Source organism: Ignavibacteriales bacterium, from assembly GCA_016214905.1.
GTDB lineage: Bacteria > Bacteroidota > Ignavibacteria > UBA10030 > SZUA-254 > PNNN01.
Window position 1 is genome coordinate 393,271 of sequence record JACRMQ010000006.1, and the last position, 24,199, is coordinate 417,469.

General features: G+C 39.5%; 21 protein-coding genes. 1 reads left to right on the top strand and 20 read right to left on the bottom strand.

Annotated elements, in window-relative coordinates:
* Window positions 1-22 precede the first annotated feature (22 nt).
* The 14 genes from HZB59_05550 to HZB59_05615 all read right to left on the bottom strand — a co-directional run bounded on the left by HZB59_05550 (window position 23) and on the right by HZB59_05615 (window position 15,332).
* The gene (locus HZB59_05550) at window positions 23-1,522 is read right to left on the bottom strand and encodes a leucyl aminopeptidase (protein MBI5020882.1); all 1,500 of its coding nucleotides are present in this window, start codon (window positions 1,520-1,522) and stop codon (window positions 23-25) included.
* 24 nt (window positions 1,523-1,546) lie between these two features.
* Entirely contained in the window at window positions 1,547-2,551 is a 1,005-nt protein-coding gene (locus HZB59_05555) for a bifunctional oligoribonuclease/PAP phosphatase NrnA (GenBank protein MBI5020883.1), read from the bottom strand.
* Window positions 2,552-2,616: 65 nt separating this feature from the next.
* The gene (locus tag HZB59_05560; protein ID MBI5020884.1) at window positions 2,617-3,666 is read right to left on the bottom strand and encodes a 2-oxoacid:ferredoxin oxidoreductase subunit beta; all 1,050 of its coding nucleotides are present in this window, start codon (window positions 3,664-3,666) and stop codon (window positions 2,617-2,619) included.
* Window positions 3,667-3,675: 9 nt separating this feature from the next.
* Window positions 3,676-5,505: a 2-oxoacid:acceptor oxidoreductase subunit alpha gene (locus HZB59_05565; GenBank protein ID MBI5020885.1), complete on the bottom strand. Its 1,830-nt coding sequence runs from the start codon at window positions 5,503-5,505 to the stop codon at window positions 3,676-3,678.
* A 1-nt stretch (window position 5,506) separates the two neighbouring features.
* Complete coding sequence (locus HZB59_05570) at window positions 5,507-6,241, bottom strand: cytochrome c biogenesis protein CcdA (GenBank protein ID MBI5020886.1); 735 nt, start codon at window positions 6,239-6,241, stop codon at window positions 5,507-5,509.
* 106 nt (window positions 6,242-6,347) lie between these two features.
* Window positions 6,348-6,791, bottom strand: a complete 444-nt coding sequence (locus HZB59_05575) for a 50S ribosomal protein L9 (GenBank protein MBI5020887.1) — start codon at window positions 6,789-6,791, stop codon at window positions 6,348-6,350.
* Window positions 6,792-6,813: 22 nt separating this feature from the next.
* Entirely contained in the window at window positions 6,814-7,053 is a 240-nt protein-coding gene (locus HZB59_05580) for a 30S ribosomal protein S18 (protein ID MBI5020888.1), read from the bottom strand.
* 21 nt (window positions 7,054-7,074) lie between these two features.
* Entirely contained in the window at window positions 7,075-7,548 is a 474-nt protein-coding gene (locus HZB59_05585; GenBank protein MBI5020889.1) for a single-stranded DNA-binding protein, read from the bottom strand.
* Between the two features lie 48 nt (window positions 7,549-7,596).
* Window positions 7,597-8,025, bottom strand: coding sequence for a 30S ribosomal protein S6 (gene rpsF / locus HZB59_05590; GenBank protein ID MBI5020890.1), 429 nt, complete (start codon window positions 8,023-8,025; stop codon window positions 7,597-7,599).
* 108 nt (window positions 8,026-8,133) lie between these two features.
* Window positions 8,134-8,679 carry an aminoacyl-tRNA hydrolase gene (locus tag HZB59_05595; protein ID MBI5020891.1) on the bottom strand — a complete coding sequence of 182 codons (546 nt, stop codon included), beginning with the start codon at window positions 8,677-8,679 and terminating at the stop codon, window positions 8,134-8,136.
* A gap of 24 nt (window positions 8,680-8,703) precedes the next feature.
* The gene (locus HZB59_05600) at window positions 8,704-9,408 is read right to left on the bottom strand and encodes a 50S ribosomal protein L25 (GenBank protein MBI5020892.1); all 705 of its coding nucleotides are present in this window, start codon (window positions 9,406-9,408) and stop codon (window positions 8,704-8,706) included.
* Window positions 9,409-9,422: 14 nt separating this feature from the next.
* Window positions 9,423-10,370: a ribose-phosphate pyrophosphokinase gene (locus tag HZB59_05605; GenBank protein ID MBI5020893.1), complete on the bottom strand. Its 948-nt coding sequence runs from the start codon at window positions 10,368-10,370 to the stop codon at window positions 9,423-9,425.
* 191 nt (window positions 10,371-10,561) lie between these two features.
* Window positions 10,562-14,119, bottom strand: coding sequence for a M4 family metallopeptidase (locus HZB59_05610; GenBank protein ID MBI5020894.1), 3,558 nt, complete (start codon window positions 14,117-14,119; stop codon window positions 10,562-10,564).
* Window positions 14,120-14,378: 259 nt separating this feature from the next.
* The gene (locus HZB59_05615; GenBank protein ID MBI5020895.1) at window positions 14,379-15,332 is read right to left on the bottom strand and encodes a hypothetical protein; all 954 of its coding nucleotides are present in this window, start codon (window positions 15,330-15,332) and stop codon (window positions 14,379-14,381) included.
* Window positions 15,333-15,750: 418 nt separating this feature from the next.
* Between HZB59_05615 and HZB59_05620 the strand changes: the two genes are divergently transcribed.
* On the top strand, window positions 15,751-16,005 hold the full coding sequence (locus tag HZB59_05620) for a helix-turn-helix transcriptional regulator (GenBank protein ID MBI5020896.1): 255 nt from the start codon (window positions 15,751-15,753) through the stop codon (window positions 16,003-16,005).
* 154 nt (window positions 16,006-16,159) lie between these two features.
* On the opposite strand, the gene HZB59_05625 is transcribed toward HZB59_05620, so the two are convergent.
* The 6 genes from HZB59_05625 to HZB59_05650 all read right to left on the bottom strand — a co-directional run bounded on the left by HZB59_05625 (window position 16,160) and on the right by HZB59_05650 (window position 24,195).
* Window positions 16,160-20,503, bottom strand: coding sequence for a T9SS type A sorting domain-containing protein (locus HZB59_05625; protein ID MBI5020897.1), 4,344 nt, complete (start codon window positions 20,501-20,503; stop codon window positions 16,160-16,162).
* Window positions 20,504-20,868: 365 nt separating this feature from the next.
* Window positions 20,869-21,612, bottom strand: coding sequence for a superoxide dismutase (locus HZB59_05630; GenBank protein ID MBI5020898.1), 744 nt, complete (start codon window positions 21,610-21,612; stop codon window positions 20,869-20,871).
* A complete protein-coding gene (locus HZB59_05635) occupies window positions 21,612-22,136 on the bottom strand; it encodes a hypothetical protein (GenBank protein MBI5020899.1) in 525 nt (174 codons plus the stop codon). Before HZB59_05635 ends, HZB59_05630 begins: the two co-directional genes overlap by 1 nt.
* 34 nt (window positions 22,137-22,170) lie before the next feature.
* Complete coding sequence (locus tag HZB59_05640) at window positions 22,171-22,506, bottom strand: DUF59 domain-containing protein (protein MBI5020900.1); 336 nt, start codon at window positions 22,504-22,506, stop codon at window positions 22,171-22,173.
* Between the two features lies 1 nt (window position 22,507).
* Window positions 22,508-22,963, bottom strand: a complete 456-nt coding sequence (locus HZB59_05645; protein ID MBI5020901.1) for an SUF system NifU family Fe-S cluster assembly protein — start codon at window positions 22,961-22,963, stop codon at window positions 22,508-22,510.
* The gene (locus tag HZB59_05650; GenBank protein MBI5020902.1) at window positions 22,963-24,195 is read right to left on the bottom strand and encodes a cysteine desulfurase; all 1,233 of its coding nucleotides are present in this window, start codon (window positions 24,193-24,195) and stop codon (window positions 22,963-22,965) included. Before HZB59_05650 ends, HZB59_05645 begins: the two co-directional genes overlap by 1 nt.
* Window positions 24,196-24,199: the final 4 nt, after the last annotated feature.

Here is a 24,199-nt window from a genome sequence, read left to right on the forward strand (position 1 = left end):
ATCTGATCGATGCGCCGCTTTTTTATTTCCAATTCTTCAAGAATTCAACCAACAATCGCACACCCACACCGGAACCACCTTTGGGTGAATAGGGTAAATTCTCTTCAAGCATTGCAGTTCCTGCAATATCGAGGTGAACCCATTTGTACAGATTATTTCTCGGAATAAATTTCTTCAAGAATAAAGCCGCAGTGATTGCGCCTGCCCACTTGCCGCCTAAATTTTTCACATCGGCAACGTCGCTTTTAATTTGTTTTTCATATTCATCGAAGATCGGTAACTGCCATACGCGTTCGAATGTTTTTTCACCGGCAAATCTGAGCCGGGTCATCAATTCTTCATCGTTACCGAACATTCCTGTTGCATGTTGTCCAAGAGCTACAACACACGCACCGGTTAGAGTTGCGAGGTCTATAACCGCTTTAGGTTTGTAATTTGCGGCGTAAGCAATCGCATCTGCAAGAATCAATCTTCCTTCCGCATCAGTGTTATCCACCTCCGAAGTTGTTCCGCCGTAATGTCTGATAATATCGCCTGGTTTTAATGCAGAACCGCTCGGTAAATTTTCGGTCGCAGGTATCAGTCCAACGAGATGAACCGGCAACTTCAAGCGTGCCGATGCTTCTATAGCTCCGATTACGGCAGCGGCACCAGCCATATCCATTTTCATCTCAGACATACCGCCTGATGGTTTAATAGAGATTCCACCGCTATCGAATGTAACTCCCTTCCCGATTAAAACAATCGTGTCAAAATCTTTTTTATCTGAGTTATGTTCTAGTATAATGAACTGTGGAGGTCGAATACTGCCCGCACTCACGGCAATGAGTCCTCCAAATCCTTCTTTCTCAATTTTCTTTTTATCCCATACAGCTACCTTATACCTATATCGCTCAGCCGAAAGTTTTGCCGCTTCAGCTAATGATTCGGGAAATATTTCATTGCTTGGTGCGTTAGATAAATCCCTGGCGAGTTTAACCGCCTCACAAATTATACGCATTTCTGCTAACGGTTTTTTAATTTCATTGATAACTATCTCATCCGGGTCTGAAATGATTATTTCGGTTATTTTGGATTTATCTTTTTTGTCCGAGATGTATTTATCGAATTTATAAAGAGATAACATCGCTCCCTCGGCAATTGCAGATGAAGCGATCACATTTTCAAGATTATATTCATATTGCGGAAGAAGATATCCAACCTGTTTAACTTTCGAACTTTGAGCTTTCTTTGCTGCTGCGGCAGAGGCACGGCGCAATATTTCGGCAGTTACTTTACCGACCTCACCGATTCCGACAATATATAATCTTGGTGCTGCAATTTTATTATGAGTGTGAATGCTGACAATCTCATCGATTTTACCTTTGAAATTTTCGATCTCAACAATATGATCTATTTCCTTGAATATCTTTTTTAAATTTCCGATTTCTTGGGAAAGAATATTTTTATCTTCCGGTATGAATATTGTCAGGGTGTCGGTTTTGACATTCTTAAATGTGGATTTCTGTGCTGTTATATTCATCACTTCTCCAAAATAAATTCTTAACTATTCATTAATTTTAATATCGGCAACATATTTACCGACTTTTTCATTCACCAGTTGTATTATATCCTCAAGTTTTTTATCGAACAACCGTGCCCCTGCAGCATTAAGATGACCGTTTCCGCCGAATTCCTTTGCCAATTCGTTTATCGGGACATCACCCTTTGAGCGAAAGCTTATTTTTACTCCGTTTTGCAGTTCATTGAATAAAATTCCGACAACAACACCTTTAATACTCATAGGGTAGACGGTGAAATTGTCTGTTTCAACTTCGGTGGTTCCGGTCTCTTTAAACATTTTTTGAGTGCATAGAATGTATGCAACTTTACCCTCGTGAATGGTTTTCATCGTATCAAGAGCTTCTCCAAGGAGGCGCATTCTGCCGCACGTCCAATTTTCATAAACATTCACATATATTTCAGTAGGGTCAGCACCGCATTGGAGGAGATGAGCGGCGATAGTATGAGTCTCGGGATCGGTTCTTGGAAATCGGAACGAACCGGTATCCGTCATTATCGCTGTGTAAAGGGCGATCGCAATTTCCTTATCGATGTTAAAATTATCAAGTTTCATTAATAATTTATAAAGAATTTCTCCGGTTGATGTCGCATCATGATCGATAAGGTAATGGTCGCCGAATGGATGCGGTTCAAGATGATGATCGATTACCACCTTGAGAGCTTTAGATTGTTTAACGAAAGGTTCCAAACTCCTGAGGCGATCGGGTTGATTCACGTCGAGTATGAAAATTATATCGGCATTCAATATGTGGTCTCGGTGCTGCTCGGGGATGAAATGTAATATCATATTATCGGTATCCATCCACTGATAATTATCAGGTGTTGAATTATGATTTATAATAACAGCATTCTTCCCCAATTGACGGATTGCACGGGTAAGAGCAAGCTCGGAACCGATCGCATCACCATCGGGATTGACATGTGTAGTGATGATAAAATTCTGATTATTCTTAATTAAGTCGATTATATTATCGATCGCATTTTCCATATTCTAATATAAGAAAAAGGCGAGAAATTATTCTCGCCCCGTTAAACAAACAATAAATTAAAATACTACTTTATTATCCATGTTTCCCCATGAGCAAGCAGTTTCTCCAATGTCCCAATCCCTTGTTTATTAATCGATGATTCAATTTGTTTCGTTACTTCATGCTCGTAAGTTGGTCTCTCAACAGCGTATAGTACACCGACCGGGCGAGGCAAATTGGGCAGGTTAGTCATTCGTGCCAGTATAAAGGAGAGCATCGTATTTTTTTCGTTGTGAACAATAAGATCATCGACCGTATGCTTTCCATCTTTGAGGGAAATGGCTACCGGTGTAAAACCTTCGAGTTTCAAACCTTTATCTTTTTCTTTTCCGAAGATCATCGGTTTTCCATTTTCAAGAACTATGACATTGTCGTCTTTTGTTTCTTTGTCAGTGAAGAGATCGAAAGCACCATCGTTGAATACGTTGCAATTCTGGTACATCTCCATAAATGCAGTGCCTTTGTGTTCGGCGGCGCGGCGAATGATGGTTTGCAATAATTTTGGATCGCGGTCCAATCCTCGGGCAACAAAAGATGCTTCTGCTCCAAGTGCTACAAGAAGAGGATTAAAAGGATGATCAGGAGATCCGTACGGACTTGATTTCGTGACCTTCCCAAACTCTGAAGTTGGGGAGTATTGACCTTTTGTCAGTCCATAGATTTGATTGTTGAATAAAATTATTTTTATATCTATGTTCCGCCGGCATAGGTGAATAAAATGATTTCCCCCGATACTTAATCCATCTCCATCTCCTGTTGCAACCCATACCGAGAGTTCAGGGCGGGCAACTTTTAAACCGCTGGCAATAGCAGCAGCGCGACCGTGAATACCATGAAAACCGTAAGTATCCATGTAGTACGGGAAACGGCTGGAACATCCTATTCCTGAAACGAATACTATATCGTGTTTTGGAATATTCAATTCGGGAAGTACGCGTTGAACCTGAGCTAAGATCGAGTAGTCTCCGCAGCCAGGGCACCAACGAACATCCTGATCGGATTGGAAATCTTTTGGGGTGTATTTTTGTACAGGGATTTTCGGTGTGTCTTTTAATGTTTCATCAATCAAATTCATACTATTCACTTATCGTAAAATATCATCTATCTTGGCTTCGATTTCATTCGCTTTGAATGGTAATCCTTGAACCTTATTCAACTTTATAACTGGAATTAGATATTTCGCTTGAAGAAGCTGAGATAACTGGCCAAGGTTCAATTCAGGCACTAATATATATTTGAATTTTTTCAGAATGTCGCCTATGTTTTTTTGGAACGGATTTATATATTTCAAGTGCAAATGCGAAACCGATTTACCTTCTATTCTTTTTTTCTGAACGGCAGTTTTGATCGCTCCGTAGGTTCCGCCCCAGCCAACGACAAGGAGATCACCCGTATTATCACCTTCGATTATGGCGTCAGGTAAATCATTCGCTATGCCTTCAATTTTTTGATGTCGAAGATTTACCATAAAATCATGATTCTCGGCATCGTAACTCACATTACCGGTGATATGTTCTTTCTCAAGCCCGCCGATGCGGTGTTCTAATCCGGGTGTTCCCGGTATTGCCCATGGGCGTGACAGTGTTTTTTCGTCTCTTGAGTAGGGGAAGAAATTTTTAGTGTCTGTATGAAATTTTACATCTATATCCTGCAAAGAATTAACGTCAGGAATGAGCCATGGTTCTGCGCCATTGGCGAGATAGCCATCTGTGAGTAATATTACGGGTGTCATATATTTTAATGCGATTCTCACAGCTTCGTAAGCTGCATCAAAACAACCGGCAGGTGTACATGACGCTATGACAGGAATTGGAGCTTCACTGTTTCTACCGTGAACTGCTTGTAATAAATCGGCTTGTTCCGTTTTTGTAGGAAGACCGGTGCTTGGTCCACCGCGCTGAACGTTGACTATCACCAGTGGTAACTCCAACATAACAGCTAAACCCATTGCTTCGGTTTTTAATGCGAGTCCGGGACCACTCGTCGTTGTAATACCGATGGCACCACCGTAAGAAGCACCGATGGCGGACGTGATACCGGCAATCTCGTCTTCAGCCTGATATGTTTTCACTCTGAAATTTTTATGATGCGAAAGCTCATGGAGAATTTCACTTGCGGGAGTTATGGGATAACTGCCGAGGAATAAATCTAAACCGGATTTTGCAGAAGCTGCAAGCAATCCCCATGCGGTAGCTTCATTTCCGGTCATGCTTCGGTAACGGCCGGGGTGCAATTCGGCGGCTTTAACCTCGTAACGGGCAAGAAATATTTCTGTTGTTTCACCGAAATTATATCCTGCCTTCAACACCCGTATATTGGCATCGACAATTTCCGGACTCTTTTTAAATTTTTCCTGAATCCATTTAATAGATGACTCGAGCGGACGCGAGAACATCCAGTACATCATTCCGAGTGCAAAGAAATTTTTACTTCGTTCAACGACTTTTGTGGAGAGGTTTAATTCTCGGATTGCCAATGTCGTGAGTTTGGTAATATCAACAGAATGAAGTTGAAATTTTTCTAAAGAACCATCGTCGAGGGGATTTTTATCGTATCCGGCGAGTTTTAAATTTTTGTCATTAAATCCATCTCTGTTGGCGATTATTATACCGCCATCACGAAGACTTCTCAGATTAACTTTTAGTGCGGCAGGATTCATCGCAACGAGAACGTCGCAAGTATCGCCCGGCGTAGAAATTTCCTTTGATCCAAAATGGATCTGAAATCCGCTGACACCGAATAGAGTACCGGCAGGTGCGCGAATTTCAGCAGGATAATCTGGTAGTGTACTTAAGTCGTTGCCTAAGAGAGCAGTTGTTGTTGTAAATTGAGAACCCGTTAACTGCATTCCGTCTCCGGAATCTCCTGCGAATCGTATTGTTACTTCGTCTAAATTTTTTAAATCTTTTACCATTTCAGCCCAATTCGTTTAAAAATGGAAACCATGTTGAGAAATATCCTGAAAGAACAGTCAAGTAATTAGTCATTATAAGAACACCAAAAAGTATTAATAAAATTCCCCCGACAATTTCCACTTTATGAAGATGTTTTTTAAATTTATTGAATACATCGATGAACAAAGAAACACTCAGACCCGCTATGAAAAATGGAATGCCTAAACCCAATGAATAAGCCGAAAGCAACATAATACCCTGTCCGATAGTTTCTTGTTTGCTGGCATAGAGCAGAATTGTTGCGAGGAATGGACCTATGCAAGGTGTCCATCCGAAAGCAAACGCGAATCCTATTACCATTGCGCTAAGGAGTCCCATACTCTTGCCTGCGGTGTGAAATCTTTTTTCGTAATTTAAAAAAGGAATTTTATAAATTCCGACCATGTGGATGCCAAAAATAATTATGACAACACCGGCAATTTTGCTGATGATATTCATCTGTTCTTGCAAAAATCGACCGATGAATGTTGCCGATGCACCGAGTGAGATAAAAACTATTGAGAAGCCGATTATAAAAAATAAAACATTTAAAAGAATGCGCTTTCGAATAGCAGCTTTATCGGCTGAGGTTTGCATCTCTTCGAAACTGACACCTGAAATAAAAGATAAGTATCCCGGAACAATAGGGAGGACACAGGGTGAGATGAAAGATATAAAACCGGCAGTGAATGCTGCGAGGATCCCAACGTTTTCCACAAAATAATCCTTTTTATATTAATAAAAAAAATAAAACTGCACCTCATAATTAGATGCAGTTTATTAAAGAACGATTTATTTTATCGGTATTGGTTGGTTTGTAACGTTATTCACGGACAACCCACACCTTCAATTTGCCGCTGACTTCAGGGTGTAATTTGATGTTCACCGTATAAATACCGAGGGCTTTAATCGGCTCTTCGAGGTCAATGATTCGCTTATCAAGTGATACACCTTTTTCAATCAAAGCCTCGGCAATCATTTGAGCCGTAACAGAGCCGAAAAGTTTTTCGTCTTCGCCAACTTTGACTTTCAAAGTTATCGAAACCTTGTCGAGTTGATTTGCAATCTTTTGTGCGTGCTGCAAATCGCGTTTATCGCGGTCTACATGCTGCTTCTTTTCTTCCTCCAGAGCTCTCAAATTACCCGGTGTTGCCACAAAGGCGACATTTCGTGGTATGAGATAATTGCGGGCATAACCGTCTTTCACTTCTACAAGATCGCCGATTTTTCCTAATTTGTCATGATCTTTACGTAATATGATTTTCATAAATATTCCTTCTTTTCAGTCATTATCGAATTGTTTCGGAAACATAAGGGATAAGTGCAAGGTGACGCGCGCGCTTAACAGCTTGAACTAATTGGCGCTGATGCTTTGCACAAGTTCCGGTTATTCTTTTTGGGATTATCTTTCCCTGTTCCGAGATATATTTCAAAAGACGTTTTTCATCTTTATAATCGATGTAAATTTCTTTACTTTCACAAAATCGGCAGGGACGCTTTTTTTTGAGTTGTTGTTCTTGTTTTGCCATAATTAATTATCCTTAAAATCTTTATGCTTGTTGTTCTTTTATAAGTTGTGATTCTTCGCTCGTTAAGAATTTATCGAATGAATCGTCTTCAAGTATAAACGGATTATCATCCGGAAGAGATATATGTTCGAATTCATCCTCTTTAATCGGGCGTCGATTCAGGAATTGAATACGATGTGCTTTTATTTCGAGTATGGTGCGCTTCATACCGTCGTTATATTTATAAATGTGGCTTTGTAATTCTCCTTCAACATATACAGCGCTCCCTTTCCGCAAAATTTCAGCACAACTTTCGGCAAGCCGGTTCCAAGAGACCACGCTAATAAAGAGAACATCTTCTTGCCATTCGTTGTTGATGTCACGATATCTTTTATTCGATGCGATTGTAAAATTCGCAACGGCCGTACCGGTTGAAGTACGTCTGAATAAAATATCACGCGTCAAATTCCCGGTGATTGAAATGTTGTTGATTTGCGGCAGCTTGAGATTAGCCATATAATTTCCTCGTTCAATTCAATTGTTGAGGGATAGTGACGGGCATTCTCAGATATCTTTGGGAATGATTGGTATTTCTTCATCATCATCGAATAAAGGTTTTTTGATTACTTCGTCTTGAATCGAAGAATCATCAACCGGTATAGACATGAGTGATTGTGCCTTAGCTTCCAGAGCTTTTTTATCGAGATGTATCGTCAAGAACCGGAGAATATTTTCGTCTAACTGATAAACTCTCTCGAGTTGCGGTATCATATTACCCGGAGCTGAAAACTCTATGTTTGCGTAATATCCGTTGTTTTTCTTGCTTATCGCGAAAGCCATCCGCTTTCTTCCCCATCGGTTTACTGCGGTTATCTCGCCGCCATTGCGCGTGATGGTTTCGGTTACATTCGTAACTATCGTTTCGATCTGAAGATCGTCTAACGATGCGTTGGCAATGAAAGTTGTTTCGTAAGTGTGTTTATTTTGTTCCATGTATAATCCCTTCGGACGTTTTTGATTGATCCATGAATAATTTTTTCTCTCGAAAAAAATTCACAGATAGGGTGAATTAAAATTATTTACCGTTATACTATTGCACGGCTAAATTGTATCATTGTGTATCAATTTTATTACGGCATCGCGTGCCGCCAATATCATCTGCTTTGTTTTATCTTTTTCAAAATCGGAAAAAGTGGAGAGCACAAAATCAGATTTCGGCTCATTCTGTTTTGGCATCGATTCCGAACCGATTCCGCATCTCAATCTTGAAAATTGCTCTGTCCCTAATGTATATATAATCGAAGCCAAACCATTGTGCCCGCCGTCGCTTCCTCGTTTTCGAAATCTTATTCTTCCTAATGGTAAATAAAAATCGTCAACAATAATAAGGAGATCTTCAATGCTAGCTTCATATTTATGAAGAACTTCCTGAACCGCCAATCCTGAATTGTTCATATATGTCAGCGGTTTAACAAGTCTAATATCTCTTCCGGCAATCGACGTATGAGTCGTTAAGTATCTGCTCTTTGCGCGTTTAAAAGTCAAATGCAAATATTCGGCAATTGAATCGATGACCTCAAAACCGATGTTGTGTCTGGTATTTTCGTATTCAGAACCGTAATTGCCAAGCCCGACAATGATAAACACTCAACATCAACCGAAAAAAGGATTTTATTTTTTCTCTTCTTTTGGAGCAGGAGCAGCTTTTGTTGAGGCGGCCGGTTTTGCTTCGCCTTCTGCACCTTCTTCAACCTTCTTGCCTTTGGTTATCACTTCGGGTTCAACGGTTTCTTCAGCGCCCGGCACTGCCGCGGCAGCTTCTTTCTCAACAGTTGGAGGCATAATGCCAACGATGGATGTGCCGGCATTATCTAATATTGTGACGTTGTCAATCTTAATATCCGAGACGTGAACAAAAGCGTTGATCTTCAAATCCTCAACATTAATTTCGATATGTTCCGGAATAAATTTTGGAAGGCACGAGACTTTCAATCTATATATTAACTGCTGAAGCACTCCGCCATCTCGAACACCAACAGGTGTACCACCGGTTATAATAACCGGCACTTCGAGCGAAATTTCTTCGTCTTCTCTTAATCCTTGCAAATCGAAATGAATCGGCTTATCGGTGACTGCGTCGTATTGTACGTCGCGAAGAATGCAATTCTTCATCTTACCATCACCTAGTTTCAAACTGATGATATGAGCTTCAGATGTATAGATAAGCGGTTTAAGATTTTTCTCGATTACCGAGATAGGTATATTCTCTTCTCCATGAAGATAGAATACACCCGGCACCTTTCCGCTTCTTCGAACTACGTTCGAATGTTTTTTAAGTTGAGTTCTTACTTCTGCTTCTAAAATTAGTTCACGCATAATTTATCCTTGAGTTATCCTTTGTCTACATCAAATAGAGAACTTATCGATTGATTCGAAAATCCTCTCTTTATCGCTTCACCGAATAAATCGGTGACCGACAATATTTCAATCTTATCGAATTTCGATGCCGCATTATGGAGCGGAATCGAATCGGTTACATAAATCATTTCCACATCCGATGCCTTGATACGTTCGATTGCTCCGCCTGAAAATAACGGATGGGTGCAAGCTCCATAAATCTTTTTTGCTCCGGCGTTCCTCAACGCTTTAACAGCGTTGCAGAATGTGCCGGCCGTATCGATGAGGTCGTCTACAATTAAAATATTCCGGTTATTCACATTACCGATTACATTCATAACCTCAACCTCGTTTGGTTTCGGACGTCGCTTATCTATCAATACCAATTCAGCGTTTAACCGCCGTGCGAATGCCCGTGCCATTTTTATTCCGCCAACATCCGGTGATACTACCGTAAGGTCAGGAATATTATTCTTAGCGAAAAACGAAGTATATACTGCCGATGAATATAAATGGTCCACCGGTATATCAAAAAATCCTTGGATCTGCGGTGCGTGCAAATCCATTGTAATCACTCTATCAGCCCCGGCAGTTGTTACAAGATTCGCAATCAACTTAGCAGTGATTGAGACGCGCGGCTGATCTTTGCGATCTTGCCGGGCATAACCGAAATACGGAATCACAGCCGTAATGCGCCTTGCTGAAGCACGCTTTGCCGCATCAATCAAAACCAACAGTTCAATCAAATTTTCTGCCGGCGGATTTGTTGATTGGACAATGAATACATTTGTACCTCGAATGTTTTCGTTGTACTTAACCCAGATTTCGCCATCGCTGAAGTTCTGGATCTCAACTTTCCCTAAAGGGATACCTATGACATCCGAGACTTTCTCAGCAAAATTCGGGTTCGAACGACCGGAAAAAAGTTTTAGCTCTGACATCTAAGTAATCGGTGATAGGGATGATTATTCCTTAAAATTCGCCGGATAGCTTAAAAACTTGAAGCTTTCGGTTTAAAATTGCAAATAAATATAAAGAAAATTAGTGATTCTTGCAAGATTTATTATTATTGGATGAAAATAAAAAACCTCGCACGATGATGCGGGGTTTTAAAATTATTGACTAACATGGATTACTTTATCACCACAGCCTTTTCGGTATTAAGATATAATTGCTTACCATCTTCATCTGTTACGAGCAACCGCAAATAATAAATTCCGCTCGGTATGTTGGTTGCATCCCAAGTTCTTTCGTAGTATCCGGCTTCCTGAGTTTCATTTGTAAGTAATGCAACCTGCTGACCAAGTTGATTATAGATTGATAGAGATACATTGCTTGTTTTAGCAATCTGATACCGCACTGTTGTCAATGGATTGAACGGATTGGGATAACTCGCTTCCAATCGAGTATCCTCCGGTATCTCGCCATCACGAGCACCGTTCTTCCAAATTATATCGTAATTTGTTATATACGAAACCGTATTCGATCTTCCTGATAATTGATTTTGTGCATTCTTGGCTCTTACGATGTAGTTTACATATCCATTTCCGTACTTTATTGCCACTACCATGGAATAATCAGTGAAAGTCAACGCGCTTCCTTGATAAACAATTTCGCTCGATTGATCAACTCCGTCATCGCAATCGTTTATCTCGCCGCATTCGTGGCGGTACAGTATATAAGATGTTGCACCCGGAACAGATGTCCATGTTAACTTAGGCCGTCGTACCGTTCCATCTACTATCTTTGTACCCGATAAAGAGGGTCCGGGGAATGGGTCTGGGGTTGTTGTAAATGACCGTGTTGGCGAGAATCCGCTTTCACCTGCTTCGTTAATCGCTTTGACCTGCCAATAATATGTTATAGAATAAGTCAGATTTGATATTTGATAAGATGTGTTTGTGATATTATAATGGTCTAGGATCAAATTTTCTTCGGCAAAATCAGATGTTCTCGATACCTGAAGATGATACTTCGAAGCATCGAATGTGCAATCCCACGATAAAATTGGATTAATTGATACATTTTCTTGCGCATCGGTTGGTGTAGATAGCATCGGGATTGCTGGAATTGCTCCGAGGACATTTGAGATTATTGAGTAAGGTTGACTTGTACCGCTTGTGAAGTAAGTTGTTGGATATGTTGGTGTATATGGATCATCCTCAAAGGATGAAACTGCTGGACCATAACCTTGGCACATATCACATAATGTGTACCATGTTGAACCCGATAGTGATTTTGATTTTCGTGCAAGATGATTCCCGCAATCGAATACTACATTCACTTTTAATGTTTGTTTATCAATACCAATGGATGGAGAGCTTAGTATGTGTGTTCCGTGAGTAAATTCAGATACAGTTTGCCATGCACCCGATGCATCACACTCCTTGACAAATATATACCGTGCTGTTCCGTTCAATCCATCCCACGCTACAAATATCCTACCATCAGAATTAACAGCTATTGACGGATTTGAGCAATCGGTATAGCTGCCGGATATAACTAAAGGCGTTGTCTGGTTGTACATTGCTCCAACGTTATCTATCAGAAAATTCTGATATACAACCTGACCGATTGAGTTGACATATACTAAATGATGTTTGTCACCATAGCGGAGAATAGAAGGTTGTCTACTATTTGAAGCTATCTGATAATTACTGCCATATACAACTGATAATCTTAATCCGGTATAAGCAGTAGATTTCTCCCTCCATAGAATCACTGGTCCATACGATCCATTGGGACCATGTTCAAATAGATCATCTGCCACCGGCGTATTATCCTCATCTGATTCCCCGATAATCTCATTAAATGGAATTGGAACACCATTCTTGAATATCTTATTTAACAATACTGCATGTTTTCCAAATACATCTTGTTGATCCCATACTATATAAACATAATTTGCATTAGATGATATCGAGGGATTTTTTGCGTTCGCAGAACCAAATACCCTGTATTCATTAGACCAACCGGTCCCTAAATCGTAAATAAAAAAGATCATTCCTCCAGATTCATATACCGCATATTTTTTATCTCCTTCAACTATCAATTTTCGTTGACCGCTTAGTTTAGTGGCAAAAGATGTTGTTGATGCGAGGTGCTTTTTATATATAGCATAAATGTTCACATGGTCGGTCGGTAAAATTACTCTGGGATTGTCATACACATTATCACTCCAACCTACAAAAATATAACCCGTAGGGGGTACTGCTTTTACTGTAAAGGGAGAAGATTTTGTTTGGGTAAAGGTGGTATTCAATGATGAGCCAATATTTACACCATCCTTCTCATAATATCCACCCGTGGATGATTCAACATAAAATGCCGGTTCAATATTAATATTAAACTGTTTATTATAATATGCTGTATATGTGATATCTTTTGTAATATGAACAGATCTTGTTGCATCGAAAGTTTCATCATTATCATCGGTATCCCAATAATCAAACACTCTAAAATAATTAACACCATTAGATGGATCTACAAAATTTTGATTTTCCGCCTTAATTATATGATTTGTCTTTTTTACCCAATCAAAAGTTGTTGGGAGATTTTCATGTTTGTCGAAATTTATTAGATTGTTACTTACATAACAATATCCACCATTGAAATCGTTTTTAACTGTGATTGCATGAGAGAGATTTACAGCAATTATTGCCTGTTCAACTGCAAGATATTCGATACTCCCAAAACTATATATTGAGATAGCGGCATCTAAGAAATATTTACCAACATTTTCAAAAGTTGATGAAGTGGTTAACTTTTCATTTAATACTTTGTATGCAATTCTTTCTGCTTTATGCATACCAATACCTTCAACATTATATTCTTTACCGAACTCGTTTGTATCGACACCGCCACTTCCGTTAGCAATGAGGTAAAAGGCATAACCTAAAACTTCAGCCATATTATGTTCGTCGGGATTGGTGCCCCAACGTTTATCCTTGTAAGCCCTTTCATTACTCAATGCACGAGTTAGATAGCAGCCGATATCTGAACCAACGATCCAATTTGGTATGATGTTATTGGGGTAATTCTCCTTTGTATAAAATTCAACCGAGGTACCAAAAATATCTGCAAATCCTTCTGTCATTCCCCCAATTTCACCTGTGAGTGCTGCGCCTGTAAATCCTAATTCATTATAAATAACTGCGTGTGTATATTCATGGGCACAGGCATCAAGAGCTACCCACGGACTGCATGTATTTTCTCCATCGCCGAAGATAAACCATTTCTCTATGTTGTCCCATGCTGCAATATTATATTCTTGATCTATTAACACATTATTTCTATCATAAATTTTATGAATATACTTTACTAAGATATTAATTGGCCTATTGATACCGGTCTTGCCGTGCCGATAATAAAAATAAGAATACGTTTGTTCGAAAGCCCAATGAGCCGATACAGCCGATCGAACAGTTGTGCTTCCCCAGTTTGTATTGGTATTAAATACTGCTTGAACTATAGGAGGGGGATAGGAGCCGTCATATTCACATGTTGATATCCCCCAGCTATCCTTTAATCTATAACCTGATCCGTCTGTAGAAGTTTGGAATGAAACATCACCGTTATATTGTGAAGTTCCATATCCGGTCACCATTTGAGATTCACAAACATTCCTAGAAATATGGCCTGAAATGAAGAAAATTGTTAGAAAGAAAAAAATCTTACAATATTTTTTCATAAAATCTCCATTATTTTAATATTTTTGTTATTTATTTGTTTTATTAGTATTATTCGTATGCAAAAAAATATCCCGAGTAATCATGTAATTTGGCTGCGATTATCGGATTTTTTGCATTATGCCGTTCCGATGTTCTAATCATTGGAACGGTTTTTTTTATAAATATTTATATCATCTTCATCTTACAAAAATTATTGTAAGGAGATAAAAAGTATATTATAACTTTATTTTAAATTGATTTTATGGGAAAGATTTAATTCTATCTCCCATGGATAATATAAGTTGCCCAGCCGTTATCGCTAAGAATAAATGTTTCAACACCGTTTGTCCATGCTTTTCTCATTGTGGTAGTGGTATTATTTTTTAATTTATAAATATTTTCCCAATCGATTCCATTCCAATGAAATGCTTCGTAAGCGCTTATGGCGAAAATATTTTTTTCACTGCTACCGGAAATACGAATAGATCGATAGTAACTGAGTATGGTCTTCCATAAATTACCATCATAGCTCCAAACATTTTGTCCTGCCGAATAGAGTTGTTGGGTATTGCAAGCCCATAAATTCCATCCAAATTTAATTTCTGTGTTAGAAGTTTCAATAAACGAATCTATCATATTCCAATGTTCACCGTCATAGTGATATAAAGCATGATATGTGGAATCGCCCCAAAATTCTTCACCTATCTCTTTCCGGGCAACCATATAAACATCATTTGAGGATAAACCAGATATGCTCGCAATGTCAAGAGTTGTATCGAAAGATACTCTGGACCAGTCACCGTTCTTCAAATGATATAACGCGCCGTTTCTTCCTCCAGCCCAAACATCATGCCGATTGCTACCCCAAATTGTTTTTAAACCACGTTTTCTCTCTATCGGAACGTCTCGCCAGAATATTCCGTCGAAATGAATTATCATAGACGAATCTAAAAAATTGGGTGGCGGACTCGGATTTGTATAGCCATACGATCCAACTGCATAAATATCTACACTGCTGAATCCATAAATTCCATGAAGATCAAAACCATGTTTTATCTTTCCGCCTTCACTATAATGAAGCGGAACGGCAGACCAGCGCGAACCGTTAAAATGAAACATCGCACCCGCTCCACCCTGATCATTGTGACCAACCGTGTATACATCTATCGGTGTGCTTCCCCAAATATCCTCCATCAGTATCTGGGCGCTGCCGGGGAAGGTAAGTGTATCCACACTCCATTTATAATTCCTTTTACCGGGGGCATTGGGGTCTAATATCGAAGTTGGTTTCTCGCGGCAAGTGTTTAAAAGAAAACAAAGTATAAAGATAAAGGTAATATGCAATATTGATTTTATACATATCATGCCTTTATCTACCAGTAAGATTTATAGCGATTTGAGAATTATAGTTTGGGGTGATTCATATATTGAACCACGTTCGATATTAACAAAAATGGATAAAATGAAACTCCTCCTCCTGTTTTTCATCGAAAATGCAAGGTTATTATTAGGTAGTTATTTACTATATAATCCACTAATACTTGATTTTAATTCAACGATTTGCTAACTTACAAACAAAATCTACGATTGTCAAGGAATATTTTGTAATATATCACATCACATATTTCTGTTAAGATATAATGGAGGTTTTATGATCAATTCATTACAGGAAAAGTTAAAAAAGTATAGAACTAAAAACAAACTCGCACAAAAAGAGATAGCCGGGTTATTGAATATCTCACGCGAGCATTATGCTCGTATCGAGAACGCAAACTGTATTCCTTCATCAAAAGTGTTACAGAAATGTTCAGATGTCATGAACTCACCGGTTTATAGTATATATCTGCCTAAAAAATCATCTACTCAACAAAATAAAAAACCCCGCTCACAAAAGCAGGGTTCATAACCAGTTATTTCTATATTAGAGACTTCTGAAAAATAGAATAACAGTCAAGGTGAGCCTGTAGAACCATGACATTATAATCCAATTTCACGCTTCGATAAGCTCAGCGTGACAAGTTTTCTTTTTCTTAAAGAAATTTTCAGATGTCTTATATTAACTACTTTATTAAAATCATCTTCTTAACCGATGTGAAATTATCCTTTATTCCGTTTGCTGATAATCGATAGAAGTATACCCCATTTGAAAAATTGGATCCATCAAATTGAACAGATTTGTACCCCGCAGTTTCAAATCCATTTACCAGTGTTGTTATCTCTTCCCCTAAGATGTTATACAATTTTAGCGTTACCCAATTATCGGATGGCAATTGGTAATTGATAATCGTTGTTGGATTGAACGGATTAGGATAATTTTGAGCAAGTTCGAACACAGTTGGAACTGCTTTGACATTATGTATTGATATTGCGATCGAATTGATTTTTGGGTTATCGATTTTAAAACTTTCTCCATTACTAATCACACAGAGTATTTTGCCAGAAGATGGGTCTGAAACTTTGATGCTGTATGAAACTACCGAGGCGGAACTCCATGAAATCGTAACAGGATATTCAGCAGAGTTGATATTAATAGTCGCTGCTTTATCTCCCTGTCTTAAATATTCCACCAATCTGTTTGTTGAAAATCTGGTGTCCATAATTCCTACCGGTGGAGTTGGGGGTAGTTCAAAAAGATCCATGTCGATATCCATGTTCTCAGAATCGGTGAAGTATAGTTTTTGTGAAATTAGATTCCGATCTGTTATTGTAAATGAATTAAACGAATCTTGCAGATTGTTATTTGTCAATAAATTCTTCTGATATTCAATCATTGAGGAAGCAGAAACAATTAAACTTCCGGCTTGAGTTGTTTTTATCCAGTATCCCTTAGTCGGTTCAAGTGAATCGGCGATCGCATATCCTAAATTGAATTTGAAAAATGAACTGTTGATTATTCCTGCCGGGATCGATTGAATTGTATTCACGCGAATCGGTGATGCTAGTGCGCCTATTAAATTCCATCCGCTTTGAACGGTAATGGTATCTTTTGTTACCGGATAACCGTCCATCCCAGCCGTTTCAACATTTTCAAATTTGATCCAATATCCTATACCATGTTTTAAAATATCCGCAATACGATAATTCGATTCGAAATAAAAGGCATTCGATATGGCAGTGGGGAAGATATCTCTTTTTTTATTGCTCACAAAAAATTTAACAGGCACCGAAATCATATTCCATCCTTTAATAAACGGATAGTATGTCGGAGCTGTGTTTACGATTCGAACCTGAGATACGGATGGATTAGTGATTGTATAACTGCTCTGTTTTCGCATATCGATCGAAAAAATTGAACCGTGTGTTGCGGCATCTTCCAAATAAATTGAACCGAGAAGAACTGCAGCAGTGTCCCATTGAAGTGTTATTGGATACCCGCCTATTCCCGGTTGGATGTTTGCTGTAAAAATATTTTGGGCATGTGTCTTTCCCAAAATCTCTCGGACATCGATGTCTGTTCCGTTGGTCGCAGGGATAATCCATCGAATATCAAACGTCCCTGTCGGAGGAATTGCAGCGAGCGGAGTTTCGAGCCACTGTGGATCAAGGCCGTCTGTTGCTGGTGCGGCAGCGCCGAATGTTATATATCCATTACCTGTTCCATTATCGTGAACGTACAGCGTATCGAAAAATTGGTGGGGATGTTTCCAGACAAAGTCTCCCATCCCAATGTACCATTTTGAGAGATGCCTAACGGAGTCGAGCATGATTGCCACATAGTCACTATCCAAATAATCCGTAACACCTGCGTTAAGAACTATTCCGCTTGAATCCCGGAAGAAAGAAAGATCATATATCGGAATCGATGTTTCTGCCGGATCATAACGCAGAGAAAGGTAAGAAAGATAATCGTTTCCGCCACGAGCGGTTATAGAGTAAAACCGTTTCACAAATGCAGTATCGGGGAGATTCGGCGGGTATAAGCCCGGATATGACGAGATCATGACGGTATCTGGAAGTGTTCCAGTAGGATAAAATCTTAAATATGAAGCTGGACTTTCGAATCGATATTCATATACCGACCCTTGTTTTATCAACCGTCGTATCGTTCCCCGGGTTATAATCCCGGGTCCCTGGAATCCTTGGGGTTCGGGATTGATTATTGTAAGAGTATCAGTTTGTTGTAAATTCAAATCGGAAAATATGGTAAGATTATTTCTGATTTCAATATTCCCCATCGATTGAACGAATGAACTTTCCGCTATGAATAGGTTATAAAATGGTCCTCTAAGCTGGCCACCTGTTTGCAAGATGATCGAAGAATTGGCGGGTGATATTTCTCCTTGAACACTGACTGAAAAAGCTCCACCCGAAATTATTTCAAGATTAGAATTTCCTTCGATAATTAGATTGCCTTCGATTCTTACATTGCCGCTTATCACTAATTGTTGCAATCCTGTTCCAATCGTCAATTTACCACCTTGAGCGATAGTTAACGCGCCCAGGTTTGTTTGCTGGAGAAAACTTCGATACACTGGCGGTGTTGCTGACGTCAGAATTACAATACTGTCACCATTTTGCGGTACACCCACTGGGTTCCAATTCCCAGGGGATGTCCACGATGAATCAAAAGCCCCTGTCCATCTCCGCACAGGCATTGGTGAGACACTCGATGTAAGTATTGTTCCTCCAATACCTGTTGTTAGAAGATAACCACCACCCGTTGTAGATCGAAAGAGCTGAAGTTCCCATAGGGTATTAAAAGTATTTGTTCTTTCTTCACTCCACGTTATTCCTAAATCGGTGGTTTTAAGTATCGATCCGTCATCGCCAGATACCCAACCGGTTGTCGTATTTAAGAAAGCAGTCCCATACAAACTCGAACCGGTAGGTACATCGGCGCTTATCCATGTTGTACCACCATCTGTAGTAGTAACAAACGTTCCAAAATCTCCCACCGCTGCAACCGTTGAAGAATTAATGATGTCTAAGGAGTATAGTGTTTGATAAGTATTACTGGTTTGCGTTATCCATGTTAATCCGCCATCTTGTGTATTAACAATATCGCCGCTATAACCTACAGCCCAACCAATGTTATTATCATAAAACTTGATGCGCATTAATGGTGATGATATATCAGTTGTTTCAGCAATCCACGTTGTTCCGCCATTCGTGGTTTTTAATATCGTTCCCATATCACCGGCAACCCAACCTATACTCGTGCTTATGAAGAACGGTGAATAAAGAGTGATATCTGTGTGGCTATTTTGTTTATTCCATGAAAATCCGCCGGTCGTAGTTTTTAGAATCACTGCACTATCGCCAACAGCCCATCCTACATCATTATTAACCATATAAACACCGTAGAGAGACTGATAAACACCACTCGATGATTCAGTCCATGTTCGTCCCCCGTCTACAGAACGAATAATTGCACCTTCTTCACCAACAGCGATACCGTTTGTGCCGCTAGGAAAATGAATTGCAGTGATTAAACTTTTTGTGCCGGTTGATTGCATATTCCAGGTTGCACCGCCATCCGTGGTTATTACTATGGTCCCAAAATCCCCAACACCCCAACCGGTTGTGCTGTTTATAAAACGCGCACCGAATAAATCGTTTGATGTTGGGCTGGTTTGTTCGAACCAGGTAAATCCGCCATTTGTTGTTTTCACAATTACACCATAACTTCCAGTTGCCCATCCGTTCAGAGCTGATGTGAATTGTATCGCATAGAGAGAGAAATCAACACTGCTTATTTGCGGGATCCAGTTTGTCCCGCCGTTCGTAGTCTTCAACATCAAGCCAAAAGAACCACAAGCGTAACCTGTAGTGCTATTCACAAAATTGACACTGTAGACATTCTGGACTGTTCCGCTAACTTGAGGTGTCCAGGTAGTTCCTCCGTTTGTTGTCGAGACTATTGTTCCGTTTGTTCCAACCACATATGCGTTTGTTGAACTGATTGCATGTGTTCCGTATAATGTTGTCGTTACACCACTGATTTGTTGAGCCCAGGTTAAACCACCATCTGTTGTTCGCAGTATTAATCCTTGACTACCGACTGCCCAGCCAGTTTGTGGGGATGAAAACGAAAGAGCATATATGTCACGAAAGACGGGTGTATTTTGTGGAAACCACGTTGCTCCGGCATCTGTCGTTTTCAATATTCTACCAGATTCACCTCCAGCGTACCCTATTGATCCATTAATGAATTGTACAGCATATAACGGTTCAATAAATCCTGCTGCTTTTGGAGTTACTTGCCAAGTCAATCCTCCATTTGTAGTTTTAAGAATAGTACTGTAGTCACCAACGGCAAATGCAGTGTCAGCATTGATCGCCCAAACACTATTTAGAATATTACCTTGCGGTAATGGATTCACCCATTGCCACGACGACTGATCTGCAAATAGCAATGTGGATGTTGTCAAATATAATAATATGAAGCTAAGTCTTCGGATCATATTGGTGTCCTATCATTATTTCAATAAAATCAATTTTTGCTGAGATGAATATATCTTACGCGTTCCTGTCTCTTGAATGAATGCTTTACAGAAATAGATTCCTGAAGAAAAATTCTCAGCATAGTATCATTTAATATCGGTACTCCAACCGTTTTACGATTGAATAAGATTGTTCTCTGTAGAAATTCTCATTCCGGATTAGGTATTATTCTAGTTGAAGAAGAAATCTGATTCATATCAAATATATAGATAACAAACTTGAATCTCAAGGTATTTTTTCGAATTGCCCGATTTTCAGTGATAAAATGCCCATCCCTTTAATTGAAAAACCCCCTTCCAATCAGTATTAGAAGGGGGTAATTACTTTACTTATTTAATACGAATTTCTTATATCGCTCGTTAATTCTGCCCCAATGCAGATTTGAGAGGAAATTATCGATATAAGCTGCCCGCTTGGCGCCATCTTTATGGTAATAGGCATGTTCAAAAACATCCAATGCGATTACTGGAACTGCACCCCAAATTGCACCGTATTGGTGTTCATCGACGAGGATGTTCAACATGCGATCAGACCAGAGTCTGTCGAACACTAATAAACCCCATCCGCTCAGTTTTGCCGAGACAGCGGTTGCTTTAAAATCTTCTTTCCATTTATCGAACGAGCCGAACTCTTTCTCGATAGCGGCAAGAACTTCTGGACCTTTTTTCGGGTCTCCGTCTCCGCCTAAAACTTCCCAGTAGATATCGTGGAGAAGTGCGCCGGAATGATTCCATGTGAAGCGGCGTTTTAATTCACCAACCTCGCTGTAGTTTCCGTTTGCTTTAGTTCTATCAGCAGTTTCTAAACTTTTTTCAATCGTGTTTAACGCTGTGACATATCCTTTATGATGTGTGTTGTAGTGCCAATCAGTTGTTTCGGGTGAGACAACATTCTTTAATAGTGACTTAGCTTCTTCGTCCGAATACGGACGTGGTTTGAATTTCCATTCGTATGACATATTTGCTCCTTCTTTTATTATTTGTTGATGTTGATTAAAAAATAAATTTTTATCCGACAGTGAGATTATTCCGCCAAGGACAGATGATTTTATGAAGGCACGTCTCTTCATTATTGCGCGTTTGATTTTTGGATGTGTTCAGGATTATGTTTTTTTGATATCTCTTTTAACAATTGATTTCGAGATTTAATTCCGGATTTATAGACCATCTGATAAACTACTGATGAGATAAGTTTATTATCTCCTTTTTGTAATTCAATCGTTCGTTTAGTAGGGAATTCATCAAGTGAATGTGTCAATTCAATTCTTAATGTCAGGTAGTTTTCTTTTGTTGTCGAAGTAGAATCGATTTTTACTCGCATGATGTTTGGTGAAGATGGATTAAAAGCCCAACCGGAATTTTCAATTGCTAGTTTCACTTGACTTTCCATCTGCCTTTCATCAATTTCCCATTTGATGCAAGCTGTGTCTATCTCCAGCATTACATTTATCCCATCTTTAAACATTCCTTGAATTACTTCATGAGGAATTGTTTTGGGTTCGTCGAGGCGCTGGCGCCCAAACTGGCTTAAACTTAGGTTTAAACCGGTGAAGATGAGTAAAACTATTATTCTGAATCTAACTACTCTATTCATAAAACCCTCCATAAATGATTAATAAATAATTTAATTAAAACATTCCAAGCTCTAATTTTGCCGCTTCACTCATCCTACTCGGTTCCCAGGGTGGATCCCAAACTACAATTACTTTCGCATCCTTCACGCCGGGGATAGTTTTTAATTTCTCCTGAACTTCAGATGGCAGCGATTGAATTGCCGGACAATTCGGACTTGTCAAAGACATCTCAACTTCCATTTCTCCTTCATCGGAAATTTTAATCTGATATATCAATCCCATTTCATAGATATTCACAGGAATTTCGGGATCGTAGCAGGTACGCAATACTTCGATCGCCTGCGCTTCGATTACTGTCCGCTCGATTGATGTTAGAAAATTATTTGCCATACTATGACTCCGTTGATGTACGGTGTTCTGTTGTGGTTAATGCCGTGTGCAGCGTGTGCCATGCAAGCGTTGCACATTTAACGCGTGCAGGATATTCTGAAACACCGGAAAAAGCCGCAAGCCGACCAAGCTCTTCTAAATTTTCCGAAGCGTCGATTTCTCCTTTCACTAAAGCATGAAATTGCTTGAATAATCCTTCGGCTTCGGCAATTGTTTTTCCCTTCACGGTAGCGCTCATAACAGAAGCAGATGCTTTCGATATTGCGCAACCGGCGCCGTCAAAACTAATATCTTTGATAATATCCCCGTCTAATCTTACGAACAAAGTAAAATGATCACCACAGAGAGGATTATACCCGTCGATCTTACGATCCGGGTTTTCCATCCTGCCGTAATTTCTCGGACTCTTGTTGTGGTCGAGTATCACTTCCTGATATAATTCCCTCAGTGCAGTCATTATCCGAATACTTCCTTTACGCGATAAATACCTTTGATTAAATAATCTATTTCTTCTTTGGTATTATAAATTCCGAACGAAGCTCTGGCTGTTGCCGGAACTTCAAAACATTTCATCAGCGGTTGTGCGCAATGGTGCCCGGTACGAATCGCAATTCCTTCATCATCAAGAATTGTTCCGATATCGTGCGGGTGGATATTCTCGAGTACGAAAGAAATTACACTTGCTTTATCTTTCGCGGTTCCAATAATCCGCAATCCGTCAATTTTCATTAATTCCTCTGTAGCGTATTTCAAGAGAAATTCTTCATGCTCTAATCCTGATTCGAAATTGATCTGATTTAGATAATCAATCGTTGCGCCAAATCCTACGCCACCAGCGATGTTTGGTGTTCCGGCTTCAAATTTATGCGGCAGATCGTTGTAAATTGTCCGCTCGAAAGATACAGATTTTATCATATCGCCGCCACCTTGATAGGGAGGCATTGATTCTAAAATATTTTCTTTACCGTAAAGTATTCCCACACCTGTGGGTCCGTACATCTTGTGAGCAGAGAAGGTGTAGAAATCGCAATCCAACTCTCTGACATCAATGCGAGAGTGAGGAACAGCTTGGGCTCCGTCGATTAAAATCGGCACCCTATTTTTATGTGCGATTCTTACCATCTCTTTTACAGGATTAATGGTGCCAAGTACATTTGAAATATGAACCAATGCTACCATCTTTGTTCGCGGGTTGAACATGTTTTCATACTTATCGATGAATAATTCTCCCTTATCGTTGATAGGAATAACACGAAGATTAATTCCTTTTTCGTCTCTCAGCATTTGCCATGGGACTATATTCGAATGATGTTCCATTGCTGAGATGATGACTTCATCTCCTTCATTGAAATTTATTCTTCCATAACACTGTGCCACCAGATTAATTGCTTCGGTCGTACCGCGTACAAATATAACTTCTCTTTCCGAATTAGAATTGATGTGTTTATGAATTTTCTTGCGTGCCGCTTCATACGATTGGGTTGCAAGCTCACTTAGATAATGTACACCTCTGTGAATATTGGAATTTTCTTCTGTGTAGTACCGGTTCATCGCATCGATTACAAGCTTCGGTTTCTGACTTGTGGCTGCGTTATCGAGGTATACAAGTTTTTTACCACCGATCTTTTGTTTTAGGATCGGGAAATCATTACGAATATTTCCAACATCAAAGTTTTTAGTTGTTAGCATCGAT